Origin of the sequence: Pseudonocardia petroleophila, from assembly GCF_014235185.1 — a bacterium.
GTDB classification, from domain to species: Bacteria; Actinomycetota; Actinomycetes; order Mycobacteriales; family Pseudonocardiaceae; genus Pseudonocardia; species Pseudonocardia petroleophila.
The window spans coordinates 2,357,166-2,370,024 of the sequence record NZ_CP060131.1; the positions used below are offsets into that span (position 1 = coordinate 2,357,166).

Annotated in this window: 18 protein-coding genes and 3 tRNA genes; 15 read left to right on the forward strand and 6 right to left on the reverse strand. The window is 74.6% G+C overall.

Going from position 1 to position 12,859, the window contains the following annotated elements:
• Window positions 1–68: 68 nt before the first annotated feature.
• The 4 genes from H6H00_RS11895 to mrf form a co-directional block, all read right to left on the reverse strand.
• The gene (locus H6H00_RS11895) at window positions 69–3,020 is read right to left on the reverse strand and encodes a helix-turn-helix transcriptional regulator (protein ID WP_185721338.1); all 2,952 of its coding nucleotides are present in this window, start codon (window positions 3,018–3,020) and stop codon (window positions 69–71) included.
• Complete coding sequence (locus H6H00_RS11900) at window positions 3,017–3,232, reverse strand: hypothetical protein (protein ID WP_185721339.1); 216 nt, start codon at window positions 3,230–3,232, stop codon at window positions 3,017–3,019. Before H6H00_RS11900 ends, H6H00_RS11895 begins: the two co-directional genes overlap by 4 nt.
• A gap of 90 nt (window positions 3,233–3,322) precedes the next feature.
• Window positions 3,323–3,505 (reverse strand): 50S ribosomal protein L32, encoded by a 183-nt coding sequence (rpmF, locus tag H6H00_RS11905; RefSeq protein WP_185721340.1) that lies wholly within the window; start codon window positions 3,503–3,505, stop codon window positions 3,323–3,325.
• The gene (gene mrf, locus H6H00_RS11910) at window positions 3,505–4,737 is read right to left on the reverse strand and encodes a ribosome hibernation factor-recruiting GTPase MRF (RefSeq protein WP_185721341.1); all 1,233 of its coding nucleotides are present in this window, start codon (window positions 4,735–4,737) and stop codon (window positions 3,505–3,507) included. The genes rpmF and mrf overlap by 1 nt, the downstream gene beginning before the upstream one ends.
• A 69-nt stretch (window positions 4,738–4,806) precedes the next feature.
• Here mrf and rpmG (H6H00_RS11915) point away from each other — a divergent pair, with 69 nt between their 5' ends.
• From rpmG (H6H00_RS11915) to rplA, 15 genes are all read left to right on the forward strand, one after another.
• Window positions 4,807–4,974 (forward strand): 50S ribosomal protein L33, encoded by a 168-nt coding sequence (rpmG, locus tag H6H00_RS11915; protein WP_185721342.1) that lies wholly within the window; start codon window positions 4,807–4,809, stop codon window positions 4,972–4,974.
• Window positions 4,974–5,210: a 30S ribosomal protein S18 gene (gene rpsR / locus H6H00_RS11920; protein ID WP_185721343.1), complete on the forward strand. Its 237-nt coding sequence runs from the start codon at window positions 4,974–4,976 to the stop codon at window positions 5,208–5,210. The genes rpmG (H6H00_RS11915) and rpsR overlap by 1 nt, the downstream gene beginning before the upstream one ends.
• A complete protein-coding gene (rpmB, locus tag H6H00_RS11925; RefSeq protein WP_185721344.1) occupies window positions 5,210–5,440 on the forward strand; it encodes a 50S ribosomal protein L28 in 231 nt (76 codons plus the stop codon). The genes rpsR and rpmB overlap by 1 nt, the downstream gene beginning before the upstream one ends.
• Window positions 5,440–5,745, forward strand: coding sequence for a 30S ribosomal protein S14 (gene rpsN / locus H6H00_RS11930; protein ID WP_185721345.1), 306 nt, complete (start codon window positions 5,440–5,442; stop codon window positions 5,743–5,745). The genes rpmB and rpsN overlap by 1 nt, the downstream gene beginning before the upstream one ends.
• A gap of 81 nt (window positions 5,746–5,826) precedes the next feature.
• Window positions 5,827–5,899, forward strand: a tRNA-Thr gene (locus H6H00_RS11935).
• 28 nt (window positions 5,900–5,927) lie between these two features.
• A tRNA-Met gene (locus tag H6H00_RS11940) sits at window positions 5,928–6,003 on the forward strand.
• 38 nt (window positions 6,004–6,041) lie between these two features.
• Entirely contained in the window at window positions 6,042–6,209 is a 168-nt protein-coding gene (gene rpmG, locus H6H00_RS11945; RefSeq protein WP_141278814.1) for a 50S ribosomal protein L33, read from the forward strand.
• Window positions 6,210–6,211: 2 nt separating this feature from the next.
• Complete coding sequence (locus H6H00_RS11950) at window positions 6,212–6,649, forward strand: FAS1-like dehydratase domain-containing protein (protein ID WP_185721346.1); 438 nt, start codon at window positions 6,212–6,214, stop codon at window positions 6,647–6,649.
• On the forward strand, window positions 6,646–7,056 hold the full coding sequence (locus tag H6H00_RS11955) for a MaoC/PaaZ C-terminal domain-containing protein (RefSeq protein WP_185721347.1): 411 nt from the start codon (window positions 6,646–6,648) through the stop codon (window positions 7,054–7,056). The genes H6H00_RS11950 and H6H00_RS11955 overlap by 4 nt, the downstream gene beginning before the upstream one ends.
• A gap of 79 nt (window positions 7,057–7,135) precedes the next feature.
• A complete protein-coding gene (locus tag H6H00_RS11960; RefSeq protein ID WP_185721348.1) occupies window positions 7,136–7,345 on the forward strand; it encodes a hypothetical protein in 210 nt (69 codons plus the stop codon).
• 105 nt (window positions 7,346–7,450) lie between these two features.
• Window positions 7,451–7,523: transfer RNA gene (locus tag H6H00_RS11965), tRNA-Trp, on the forward strand.
• 81 nt (window positions 7,524–7,604) lie between these two features.
• Window positions 7,605–7,946, forward strand: a complete 342-nt coding sequence (gene secE, locus H6H00_RS11970; protein ID WP_185721349.1) for a preprotein translocase subunit SecE — start codon at window positions 7,605–7,607, stop codon at window positions 7,944–7,946.
• Between the two features lie 34 nt (window positions 7,947–7,980).
• The gene (gene nusG / locus H6H00_RS11975) at window positions 7,981–8,835 is read left to right on the forward strand and encodes a transcription termination/antitermination protein NusG (protein ID WP_221775861.1); all 855 of its coding nucleotides are present in this window, start codon (window positions 7,981–7,983) and stop codon (window positions 8,833–8,835) included.
• A 15-nt stretch (window positions 8,836–8,850) separates the two neighbouring features.
• A complete protein-coding gene (gene rplK, locus H6H00_RS11980) occupies window positions 8,851–9,285 on the forward strand; it encodes a 50S ribosomal protein L11 (RefSeq protein ID WP_185721350.1) in 435 nt (144 codons plus the stop codon).
• Between the two features lie 74 nt (window positions 9,286–9,359).
• Window positions 9,360–10,082, forward strand: coding sequence for a 50S ribosomal protein L1 (gene rplA, locus H6H00_RS11985; protein ID WP_185721351.1), 723 nt, complete (start codon window positions 9,360–9,362; stop codon window positions 10,080–10,082).
• Between the two features lie 66 nt (window positions 10,083–10,148).
• On the opposite strand, the gene H6H00_RS11990 is transcribed toward rplA, so the two are convergent.
• Window positions 10,149–11,237, reverse strand: coding sequence for a CaiB/BaiF CoA transferase family protein (locus H6H00_RS11990; protein ID WP_185721352.1), 1,089 nt, complete (start codon window positions 11,235–11,237; stop codon window positions 10,149–10,151).
• A 31-nt stretch (window positions 11,238–11,268) separates the two neighbouring features.
• A complete protein-coding gene (gene yczR, locus H6H00_RS11995) occupies window positions 11,269–12,738 on the reverse strand; it encodes a MocR-like transcription factor YczR (protein WP_185721353.1) in 1,470 nt (489 codons plus the stop codon).
• Window positions 12,739–12,859: the final 121 nt, after the last annotated feature.

A 12,859-nucleotide genomic window follows, 5' to 3' on the forward strand; every position in this document is an offset into this window, starting at 1 on the left:
AGCCATCAAGGGGGCCGCGCGGGCCGGTGCGGGGCCGCGGGGGCCAGCGCCCCCGGGGATCCGGCGGGTCAGGCCGGGACGCGGGGGGACAGGAGGCCGCGGTCGTAGGCGACGCTCACGGCCTCGGTGCGGCTGGCGGCCCCCAGCTTCGCCATCACCCGGGACAGGTGGACGCTCACCGTCTTCTCGCTGATGAACAGGGCCGCCCCGGCCTGCCGGTTGGTCCGGCCCTGCGCCACCTGCTCCAGCACCGCGCGCTCCCGCGGCGTGAGGACGTCGGGAGCCGGTGCCGTCCCGTCGAGCGCGACTCCGGCCCGCGCGGCCAGCGCGTCGACCGCGGCCAGCAGCGGGGCGGCCCGCAGGGCGGTGGCGGTGCGGCGGGCGTGGCGGAGGTCGTCGGCGACGTCGGTGGCCGCCCCGGAGGCGAGCCGCGCCTCGGCCCGGCGCAGCCGTGCGTACGCCCCGCGGTAGCCGAGCCCCTCGGGCTCGTAGCCGAACGCGTCGACCACCGCGTCCCACGCCGACGGGTCGGGCCCGGTGAGCCGCGTGCGCTCGGCGTGCACCCGGAGCAGCCAGGCCCGGCCCTCGGGGCCCATCTCGGCGCCGCGCGGCAGCCCGCGCCGCGCGGTCTCCTCGGCGTGGGCCACCATCCGCTCGACGGCCGGCGCGGCGTCGGCGGCGTCGACGCCCGCGGCGACCCGCTCGGCGTGGCCGGCGATGCCCAGCGCGGCGAGCGCGATGCCGCCGAACGCGTACCCCTCGATCGCGTCCAGCGCGGCCTGCCCCGCCCGCGCACGGGCCACCGCGTCGTCGGGCCTGCCCTGCCACAGCGCGGCCTCGGTGGCGGCGACGCCGAGGTACACCACCGCCTGCATCCCCTCCGGCTGCGCGCTCAGCTCCGCGTACCGGCGCTCCACCACCTCGAACCGCCCGCGGGCGGCCGCCACCAGCAGCCCCGCCGCGACCAGCCGCGCCGACACCGACGCCGGCACCGCGGCCCCCGCGAGGTCGGCCGCGGTCTCCGCGGCGTCCCAGTCGCCGCCGAGGAACCGGGCCGCCACGTGGGCCACGCGGACGTCGAGGCCAGGCATGCTCCAGCGCAGGCCGGTGGCCGCGGCGCGGTCCTCGCCCTCGGCCAGCTCGGCGGCGGCCTCGGCGAAGCAGCACTCCTCCAGCAGCGAGAAGCCGACGGCGGAGTACGTGCGCAGCTCCGCCCCGAGGTCGCCGGCCCGGCGGGCCAGCGAGCGCGCGGTGGCGAGCCGCGCCCTGGCCTGCTCGGGGCGCCCCGAGTACGCCTCGCAGCCGGCCATCGTGACCAGGGCGTCGGCCGCCGCGGCGTGGGCGAAGTGGTCGGTGTCGGGGAGGGCGGACGCGACCCGCACGGCCAGCTCGGCCTCGCGCACCGCGTCGGGGAACTCGTCGACCCGGTAGTGCGCCCGCGCGAGCACGGCGTGGCACCAGGCGAGGTCGCCGGACGGCGGGCGCGTCCCGAACACCGCCATCGCCTGCTCGGCGGCGGCGCGGGCGTCGGCGTAGCCGTCGTCGTTGCGCTCCAGCAGCCGCAGCGCGTACTTGACGCGCACCGCCGCGGTGAGCACCGGGTCGCCGTGGCGCTCGGCCAGCTCCAGCGCGCGCCGGCCCAGCGCGGTGCCCCGCTCGGGGTCGCCCGTGGCGCTCGCGGCCCAGGCCGCCATCCGGGTGAGCTGGTGCTCCGGGGCCCCGGCGACGGTCTCCGCGTCGGGGACGGCGGGCCACAGCTCCAGCGCCCGCTCGGCGTGCAGCAGCAGCTCCGCGGGGGCCTCCTGCCCGTCGGCCTCCCGGGCCGCCGACACCGACGCGGCGAGCGCGGTGGGCAGGTCGTGCGCGGCGAGGGCGTGGTGGGCGAGCACGGCCGCGCGGCCCGGCTCGTCGGGGGCGGAGGGGTCGGCCAGCAGCGCGGCGAACGCGGCGTGCAGCCGGCTGCGCTCCCCGGGCAGCAGGTCGTGGTGGATGGCTTCGCGCAGCAGGGCGTGCCGGAAGACGTAGCCGTCCCCGGCGTGCTCGTCGGCGACGAGGACGTGGTGGTGCACCGCCTCGCGCAGGCCCAGCTCCAGCTCGTCGACGTCGAGGCCGGCCACCGCGGCGAGCTGGTCGTGCCGGACCTGCCGACCGGCCACCGACGCCACCCGCAGCAGCCGCTGCGTGGCCGGGGTGAGGCTCTCGACGCGGGCCAGCAGCACCTCGACGAGGCTGTGCGGCAGCCCGTCGGAGCAGCTGGAGACCAGCTCCTCGGCGAAGAACGCGTTGCCCTCGCTGCGGCGGGCGACGCTGTGCAGCAGCTGCGGCGTGAGCGACCCGTCGGCGAGCAGCCGGACGAGCGCCAGCACGTCGGACGGGTCGAGCGGCTCCAGCTCCACCCGCTCGACGGCAGGCAGCCGCACCAGCTCGGAGAGAACCGGCCGCAGCGGGTGGCGGCGGTGCAGGTCGTCGGAGCGGTAGGTGGCCAGGACGACCAGCCGCTGGGCGTCGAGGCGGGAGAGCAGGAAGACCAGCAGGTCGCGGCTGGAGCGGTCGGCCCAGTGCAGGTCCTCCAGCACGACCAGGGCGGGGGTGCCGGCGGTGAGCGCGTCGAGCACGGACAGCACGGCGTCGAACACGCGGAGCTGACCGAGCTCGCGGGCGCCGCCCGGCTCGGCCCGCTGCGGCCCGCCGGGCAGCAGGTGCCGCAGCGCCTCGTGCGCGGCGACGAGCTCGGGCTCCCGCTCCGCGAGCGTGCCGACGAGCTCGGTGAACGGGAGGTAGGGCAGCGCCGCCTCCGCGGTGTCGAGGCAGCGGCCGGTGAGCACGGCGAACCCCGCCGCCGACGCCCGCGCCACCGCCTCCGCCACGAGCCGGGACTTGCCGACGCCCGCGTCGCCGGAGAGCAGCACGCCCGTCGGCGAGCCCGCGGCGGCGCGGTCGAGCGCGGCGGCCAGCACCGACACCTCGTGCCGGCGCCCCACCAGCTCGATGCCCGCCCCGATCCGCGTCACGTCGGTCATCGTGACACGGCGTACCGACGGTTCGCGTCCGAGTTCGCCGAGGGGGAGCGGGTGGCCTCCGGGGGCCTCGGCGGCGCCGGCGGCCGTTCCGGGCGACGGGCCCGGCGGGCGAGCCGCGCGAGGCGGCCGAGCCGGAACAGCTCGGCCTCCGCGAGCAGCTCGCGGTGGCGGAGATCGGCGGTGAGGGACAGGTGCGGGTTGTCGAAGAACATGGCACCAGCCTCGTGCTGAGGCCCGGACCCCGGCATCGGGTGATCACGCCGTTCCCCGGCCGCGCGCCGCGGCGGCCGGGGTAAGGGCCCTTACGCCCGTGGCTGCTCGGGAGGGGCGATCAGGCCCCGCTGGTAGGCGCGCACCAGCCGCCGCGGCACCCGGTGCTCGCGCCCGTCGATCCGCACCGGCACCAGGTCGGGCACCGCCGCCTTCCACTGCGCCCGCCGGCTGCGGGTGCGGGACCGGGACACCCGGCGCTTGGGGACGGCCATCAGTGCTCCTCCTCGGAGTGGTGCTCGGGGCCCGCCACCGCGTCGGCGGCGGGTGCGCAGGGGTCGGTGTGCCACCAGCCGAACGGGTCGGGCAGCGCGCCCCACGCGTCCGGGTCGGCCAGCTCGAGGTCGGTCAGCAGGGCCTCGCGCAGGACGGCGTCGATCTCGTCGGGGTCGGCGGCGTGCGAGAGGACGACGAGGTCCTGCGCCCGGTCGCCGAAGCGCGGGTGCCAGCCCAGCGCCGCGATCGCCTGCCGCTGCGGTGACGCGGCCTCCCACGCGGCGTCGCCCGCGCCGTCGAGCCAGTCGCCCGCGTGGCCGACCCGCAGCCCGCCGCCAGCGGACTCCAGCCACAGCACGGCCTCCGGGCGGGTCGCGAGCCAGATCCGGCCGCGGGCGCGGACCACGCCGTCGAGCAGCACGTCGAGGGCGTCGTGCAGGCGCTCCGGGTGGAACGGGCGCCGCGCCGAGAACACGACGAGCCGCACGCCGCAGTCGCCGTCGAGCGGGGGAGTGCCCGCCAGCAGGGGCGCGTGGACGTCGTCGGGTCGCCCCCGGCGGGCCGCGCCCGGGGCGAACACCCGCTCGTCGAGCGCCCCGGCCCGCACGCGCGGGGCGGCGGGGGCCAGCCGGGCGAGGACGGCGTCGAGCCGGGCCCGCTCCCAGGCGTCGGCGGTGCCGGTGACGACGAGCAGGTCGGCGAACTCCGCCTGCCCGACGGCGACCTGGGCCACGGTCCGCTCGTCCGCGTCGTCACCCGCGCGCCCCGGCTCCGGGCACCCGCGCTCGGGCAGCGTCGCGTCGCCGGTGGCGTCGGCGAACCAGGTCCCCGCGTCGACGACGGCGACGACCCCGAGCAGCTCCACCTCGTCGACGACCGGCCGGCCGTCGACGAGGACGTGCAGCAGCGACCAGCAGAGGTTCTCGGGTTCGAGCACGGGGTCGAGGTGCAGCACGATCCGCGCCGGCCCGCCGGGACCGGCCAGCGCGCGCAGCTGCGGGAGCAGGTCCTCGCGCAGCGTGCAGGACACGCAGCCGTGGGCCAGCTCGACGGTGGTCGTGACGTCGGCGTCGCGGGTGCGCAGGCGGCGCCGAACCAGGCCGGCCCCGACGTCGCGCAGGTCGTGGTGCAGCACGGCCACGTCGGGGTCGAGCGTGCGGAGACGGGTGACGACGTCCTCGACGCCGGGCGCGGTGAGCCCGGTGAGCACGAGGAGCTCGGGGCGGGACACGGGACCTCCTGGGGTGGGGTAGCCTCCACCGTAGATGAAAACGAATGTCGTTACGCAAGGAGGTGGGCGATGGCCCGCGGCACCGAGCTCCGGCCGATCGTGAAGATGCGCTCGACGGCGGGCACCGGCACGACGTACGTCACCCGGAAGAACCGGCGCAACGACCCGGACCGGATGACGCTGCGCAAGTACGACCCCGTCGTCCGGCGCCACGTCGAGTTCCGGGAGGAGCGCTGATGGCCCGCGCCGAGCGCGTGCCGCGGAAGAAGGTCAACCCGCTGCACGCGAAGAAGATCACCGAGGTGGACTGGAAGGACACGAACCTGCTCCGCCAGTTCGTCTCCGACCGCGGCAAGATCCGCGCCCGCCGGGTGACCGGGCTGACCCCCCAGCAGCAGCGGCAGGTGGCCACGGCCATCCGCAACGCCCGCGAGATGGCGCTGCTGCCCTACCCCCGCCCCGGGAGGTCCTGATGTCCAGGCGCTGCGAGCTGACCGGTCGCGAACCGGGCTTCGGCAGGAACGTGTCGCACTCCCACCGCCGCACGAGCCGCCGCTGGGACCCGAACATCCAGGTGAAGCGCTACCGGTTCGAGGGTCGCACCGTGCGGCTGCGGCTCTCGGCCGACGCGATCAGGACGATCGACCGGATCGGTATCGACGCCGCGGTCGCCCGCATCCGGGCCAGGGGAGGGACGGTCTGATGGCCAGGACCAGCATGATCGCGAAGAACGAGCGGCGCAAGGCGATCGTGGCGGCGCACGCGGAGCGCCGCGCCGAGCTCAAGGCGGTCATCGCCCGGCCCACCACGCCCGACGGCGAGCGCGCCGCCGCGGTCCGCGAGCTGAACCGCCAGCCCCGCGACGCGAGCGCGACGCGCGTGCGCAACCGCGACGCCGCCGACGGCCGCCCGCGCGGCTACCTGCGGAAGTTCGGCGTCTCCCGGGTGAAGCTCCGCGAGCTCGCCCACGCCGGCCACCTGCCCGGACTGCGCACATCGAGCTGGTGACGGGAGGCGATTTCGGGTCGCCGCGGAGGGTGTGTAGCATCTTCAACGGCCGCGGGGAGTGACCGCCCGCAGGCCTGTGCCGCCCCTTTAGCTCAGTCGGCAGAGCGTCTCCATGGTAAGGAGAAGGTCTACGGTTCGATTCCGTAAAGGGGCTCGGTGAGGCGGCGTGAGCAGCCTCGCATAGCGGTGTAGCTCAGCTGGTAGAGCAAGCGGCTCATAATCGCTGTGTCGCCGGTTCAAGTCCGGCCACCGCTACCAGTTCGACTCAGTGACAGACAAGCATGGAGGCACCCGCGATGGGTAAGGCCACGGACGTCCGGCCGAAGATCACGCTGGCGTGCGAGCAGTGCAAGCACCGCAACTACATCACCAAGAAGAACCGGCGCAACGACCCCGATCGCCTCGCGATCAAGAAGTTCTGCGCCAACTGCGGCACGCACCGCGAGCACCGCGAGACCCGCTGACGGTGCCCGACGCCTCGTTCGTCGGCACGGCACTGGCGCCCTCGGCGCCGTACCTGGTCGGCCGGGAGAAGATCAAGGAATTCGCCCTCGCCATCGGCGAGGGCGCTTCCGTGTGCACGGACGTCGACGCGGCCCGCGCCGCGGGTCATCCCGACGTCGTCGCGCCGCCCACCTTCGCCGTCACGTTCACGATGCCGCTGATCGAGGGCTTCCTGCGCGACCCGGCGCTCGGCTGGGACTACTCGCGGATGGTCCACGGCGACCAGTCGATCGTGCTGCACCGCCCGATCCACGGCGGCGACGAGCTGGTCACCGTGATCCACGTCGACGACCTCAGCACCCGTGCGGGCAGCCACATGCTCACGCTGCGCTGCGAGGTCTCCGACGTCGACGGCACCCCGGTCGCCACCACGAAGGCACTGCTGGTGACGGCCGGATGAGCGACGTCGAGAAGGGCACCGAGCTGCCCCCGCTGGAGCTGCGCGTCACCCGAGCCGACCTGGTCCGCTACGCGGGCGCCTCCGGCGACCTCAACCCGATCCACTGGAGCGACCGCGTCGCCACCGGCGTCGGGCTCCCCGGCGTCATCGCGCACGGGATGCTGACGATGGCGCTGGCCGGCCGGTTCGTCACGGCGTGGGTGGGCGACCCGTCCGCGGTGCGCAGCTACGGCGTCCGCTTCACCCGCCCCGTGGTCGTCCCCGACGACGACGAGGGCGCGCTGGTCGAGCTGTCCGGCAAGGTCACCGACGTGACGGGCGGGATCGCCACGGTCGCGATCACCGCCCGGTTCGACGGGAAGACCGTGCTGGGGCGGGCCGTGGCCGAGGTCGCGCTCCCGTCCTGAGCACCCCGGGTCGCCGCCGTCGCGGCGGTGGGTCGATGCTGCGCGACGCACAGACGTACCCGACCGGAGGGAGCACGACGTGAAGTTCGGCAAGCTCGTGGACAAGGCGTGGGAGGACAAGTCCGCCGAGGAGATCCTCGCGGCCCCGCCGTCCGCGCTCGAGGGTCTGAGCGAGCGGCACGACGCCATCCTCAAGGAGCTCGGCATCTCGACCGTCGCCGACCTGGGCAACTGGAAGTACGCGCAGCGCGCGGCCGCGCTCGTCGCGCTGGGCCCGCTCGACAAGTAGGGCGGGCGGAACCGCCCCGTCGGGTGCCGTACACTCGTCGTGCTGGGTGCGTCGTCACGCGACGCACCTCTCCGTCGGCGGGCAGGTCTCCCGGCGGGGTGGTCTAGGGGTGTAGCTCAACTGGCAGAGCAGCGGTCTCCAAAACCGCAGGTTGCAGGTTCAAGTCCTGTCACCCCTGCACTGCGTACAGGACGGAAGCAGCGGATCCGACCGGCAGTTCCTGCCGGTCGGCCATCCGACGGCGAGCTGGAGGACGGTCGTGACGGACGAGCGCGAGGCAAGCGAAGACGGGCGGGAACGCCCGGGCTCCGCTGCCGACCGTCGGGGTCGACGGGCCGGCTCCACGCCGACCGGCGGCGGCGACAAGGGTCGGGCCACCGCGGTCCGGGACGGCCGTCCCGAGAAGGCCTCGCTGCCGAGCAGGCTGATCCGGTTCCTGCGCGAGGTGATAGCCGAGCTGCGCAAGGTCATCTGGCCCACGCGCAAGCAGCTCATCACCTACACGATCGTCGTGCTGGTCTTCGTGTCCTTCATGGTCGCGTTCGTCGCACTGCTGGATCTGGTGTTCGCGCAGGGTGTCACGTACCTGTTCGGCACGTGACCCGGCACGACACGGAGAAGGAAGCGAGACGTACGTGAGTTCCCCAGACGGCGGCACACAGCTGTCCGACAGCGAGATCGAGGCCAACGAGGCCGCGCTCGACGCCACGGCCGAGGCCACTCCCGACGCTGATCTCCCCGAGCAGGCCGTGCAGGACGCCGACGTCGAGGCCGCCCACGGCGCCGAGGTCGTGTCCGACAGCTACACCGAGGACGAGCCCGGGGCCGACGACGTCGCCACGGACGAGGTCGTGGAGCCGGAGGTCGAGGAAGAGGTCGACCCCGTCGAGGAGATGCGGGCCGCGCTGCGGCGCGCGCCCGGCGACTGGTACGTCGTGCACTCCTACGCCGGCTACGAGAACAAGGTGAAGACCAACCTCGAGACGCGCGTGCAGACGCTCGACGTCGAGGACTTCATCTTCCAGGTCGAGGTGCCCACCGAGGAGGTCACCGAGATCAAGAACGGCCAGCGCAAGCAGGTGCAGCGCAAGGTGCTGCCCGGCTACATCCTGGTCCGGATGGATCTCAACGACCAGTCGTGGGGCGCCGTGCGCAACACGCCCGGCGTCACCGGGTTCGTGGGTGCCACCTCGAAGCCCTCGCCGCTCACCCACGACGAGGTCATCAAGTTCCTGCTGCCCAAGGTCGAGCCGAAGCCGGCCGCCGCGGGTGGCAAGGCCGACTCCGGCGCGAGCACGGGCGGCAAGCCCACGGTCGAGGTCGACTTCGAGGTCGGCGAGTCCGTCACCGTCATGGACGGTCCGTTCGCCACGCTCCCGGCCACCATCAACGAGGTCAACATCGACGCCCAGAAGCTCAAGGTGCTGGTGTCGATCTTCGGCCGCGAGACCCCTGTCGAGCTGGCATTCAGCCAGGTCTCCAAGATCTAGTACGAGGACACAGAGATGCCCCCCAAGAAGCGGAAGCTCTCCGCGATCATCAAGCTCCAGATCAAGGCCGGGGCCGCGACCCCGGCCCCGCCGGTCGGCCCCGCGCTCGGCCAGCACGGCGTCAACATCATGGAGTTCTGCAAGGCCTACAACGCCGCCACCGAGGCGCAGCGCGGCGACATCGTGCCGGTCGAGATCTCGGTGTTCGAGGACCGCTCGTTCACCTTCGCTCTCAAGACCCCGCCCGCGGCGCGTCTGCTGCTCAAGGCGGCCGGTGTGGAGAAGGGCAGCGGCGAGCCGCACAAGACCAAGGTCGCCTCGGTGACCATGGACCAGGTGCGCTCCATCGCCCAGACCAAGATGGCCGATCTGAACGCCGACGACATCGAGCAGGCCGCGAAGATCATCGCCGGCACCGCGCGCTCGATGGGCATCACGATCAAGGGCTGAGCACCACCCCCCCTGCATGCGTGGGAGAGCCGGGCGCGGCTCGCACCACGACCTGAACGAGACTGAGGATTCAGATGGCACAGCGCAGCAAGGCCTACCGCGAAGCCGCGGAGAAGATCGACAAGGACAACCTGTACACGCCGCTCCAGGCCGCCAACCTGGCCAAGGAGACGGCGAGCACGAAGATGGACGCCACCGTCGAGGTCGCGATGCGCCTCGGTGTCGACCCCCGCAAGGCCGACCAGATGGTCCGCGGCACGGTCAACCTGCCGCACGGCACGGGCAAGACCGCCCGCGTCATCGTGTTCGCCACCGGTGACAAGGCCGCCGAGGCCGAGGCCGCCGGCGCCGACGTCGTGGGCGCCGAGGACCTCATCGAGCGGATCCAGGGCGGGTGGCTCGACTTCGACGCCGCCATCGCCACCCCGGACCAGATGGCCAAGGTCGGCCGGATCGCCCGCATCCTGGGCCCGCGCGGCCTGATGCCGAACCCGAAGACCGGCACCGTGACGCCCGACGTCACCAAGGCGGTCAACGACATCAAGGGCGGAAAGATCAACTTCCGCGTCGACAAGCAGGCCAACCTGCACATGGTGATCGGCAAGGCGTCGTTCGACACCGAGAAGCTGGTGGAGAACTACGGCGCCGCGCTGGACGAGATCCTGCGCGCCAAGCCGAGTGCGGCCAAGGGCAAGTACATCAAGAAGATCACGGTGAGCACGACGACGGGACCGGGCATCCCCGTCGACCCGCTGCGCACCCGCAACCTCCTGGTGGACGAGACCCCCTCGGCCTGACACCGGACGCTCGACGAACGCCCCCGCCGCCCGATCCGGGCCGCGGGGGCGTTCGTCGTCCGGGGGTCAGCGCCAGTCGGCGAGCACCGACTCCACGTCCTCCGGGGCGGCGGGCGCCCCCGGGAGGTCCGGGACCGTGCGGGAGAAGCGGGGGGCGGGGGCGGCCTGCGCTACGCCGTCGGACTCCACGATCGTCGAGCGCGCCGCGATGTGCGGGTGCGCCGCGACCTCCCCGAACGCGAGCACGGGCGTGACGCACGCGTCGGTGCCGCCGAAGACCGCGGCCCACTCGTCGCGGGTGCGGCCGGCGAAGGCCTCGGTGAACCGCGCGCGCAGCACGGGCCACTGCTCGCGGTCGTACTGCGGCGGCAGGTCGGCGGGGTCGATGCCCAGCCCGGTGAGCAGTGCCGCGTAGAACTGCGGCTCCAGCGACCCGACGGCGACGTGCTTGCCGTCGGCGCAGGTGTAGGTGTCGTAGAAGGGCGCGTGGCCGTCGAGGACGTTGGAGCCGCGCTCGTCGAGCCAGATCTTCCGCGACAGGAAGCCCCAGAACATCTGGCTCAGCAGCGACGCCCCGTCGACCATCGCGGCGTCGACGACCTGGCCCTGCCCGGACCGCCCCGCCTCCCACAGCGCGGAGAGCACCCCGACGACGACCAGCATCGAGCCGCCGCCGAAGTCGCCGACCAGGTTCAGCGGCGGCACCGGGCGCTCGCCGGCCCGGCCGATGGCGTGCAGCGCACCGGTCAGCGAGATGTAGTTGATGTCGTGCCCGGCGCGCTGGGCCATCGGGCCGTCCTGGCCCCAGCCGGTCATCCGGGCGTAGACCAGCTTCGGGTTGCGCGCGTGGCAGTCGGCCGGGCCCACGCCGAGCCGCTCGGTGACGCCGGGCCGGTAGCCCTCGATCAGCACGTCGGCCCGCTCGGCCAGCCGCAGGACCGTCTCGACCCCCTCGGGCGACTTGAGGTCGGCGGCCACCCGGCGACGGCCGCGCAGCGTCGGGTCGGGGGCGTCGGCGTCGCCGAGCTGCAGCCCGCCCGGCCGGTCCACGCGCACGACCTGGGCCCCCAGGTCGGCGAGGATCATCGCGGCGTGCGGGCCCGGTCCGATCCCGGCCAGCTCCACGACCTTGCACCCTGCCAGCGGTCCACTCACCCAAAGCCTCCTCGTGATCGTCGAGCCGACACTAGGCGACCGCCACCGGTTCGGCGGTCGCACCCGCGTCGACGTGGTCGAGCCCGCGCCAGGCCAGCAGCAGCCGCTCCAGCGCGGCGTCGATGCGTTCGGGCCGCAGCGTGTAGGGCAGGCGCAGCCGCCGCTCGAACGCGCCGTCGAGCCCGAAGCGCGGTCCGGCGGCCAGCAGCACGTCGTGGCGGCGGGCGGCGACCGCGAGCCGGCTCGACACCGGTTCGCCGAGGTCGACCCACAGGCTCAGCCCGCCGCCGGGCCGCGACGGCCGCCAGTGCGGGAAGTCCGCGGCGAGCCGTCCGAGCAGGTGGGCCCGCGCGGCGGTCAGCTCGGTGCGCCGCGCCGCGCTCACGGCGTCGACGTCGGCGAGCAGACGCGCGACGACGAGCTGCTCCAGCGCGGGCCCGCCGAGGTCGATCGACGCCCGCAGCGCCGCCAGCCGCCGGACCGTCGAGGCCGAGCCCCGGATCCACCCGACGCGCAGCCCGCCCCAGAACACCTTGCTCGCCGACCCGACGGTGAGCAGGTGCGCGGAGTCGCCGAACGTCGCCACCGGCGGGGGCAGCGGCCCGTCGAGCGCGAGCTCGGCCAGCGTCTCGTCGACGACGAGCGCGGTGCCGGTGCGGCGGGTGAGGTCGACGAGCCGCTCGCGGCCCGCGGCGTCGAGCACGGCGCCGGTGGGGTTCTGGAACTCCGGGATGACGTACGCCAGGCGCGGGGCGGCGTCGCGGACGGCGGCGGCGAGCAGGTCGAGGTCCCAGCTCCCGGTGCCGTCCGGGCCCGCGCCCATCGGCAGCGGCACGGCCCGGGCGCCGCGGGCCGCGACGGCGTCGAGGGCGTTGGGGTAGGTCGGGTGCTCGACGAGGACGCGGTCCCCGGGTGCGGTGAACGCGGCGAGCACCAGCCCGATCGCGCTCTGCGCGCCCGCGGTGACCAGCACCTGGTCCGGCGAGGTGGGCAGCCCGCGGTGGGTGAACCGGTCGGCGATCGCGGTGCGCAGCGCGGGGAGCCCGAGCAGGTCGTAGCCGTGGCCGCCGAGCAGGGCGTCGAGGTCGTGGACGGCGCCCGCCGCGGCCCGGCGCAGCTCCTCTCCGGGCGCGGGGAGGGCGGCGTGGGCCAGGTCGTACAGCGACCGGTCGCCGTGCGGGGAGAACGGCGACTGCGTCGTGGCGCCCGCGGGACCGTCGGGGAGCCGGGTCCAGCTGCCGGACCCGCGCCTGCTGAGCAGGACGCCGGCGTCGCGCAGCGCGTCGTAGGCGGCGGCGACGGTGGTGCGGCTGACGCCCAGCGCCCCGGCCAGCTCGCGCTCGGCGGGCACCCGCGTCTGCAGCGGGAGCCGCCCGTCCAGGACGAGGAGCCGGACGCGGTCGGCGAGCGCGTCGGCGAGACCCCGCCCGTCCGGTGGCCGCCACTCGCCGAGCAGCCGGGCGAAGCTGCGCGCGCCGATCCGACGGTCCACGTCGTTCATGGGGTCCACCTTCCCGGAATTGGCCTTCGATGCCAAGGCCAATCGGGGTGACGATGGACGGCATGGAGATCTGGGTGTACGTCGTCCTCGTCCTGATCGCCGTCGCGGCCCCCCGCTACGG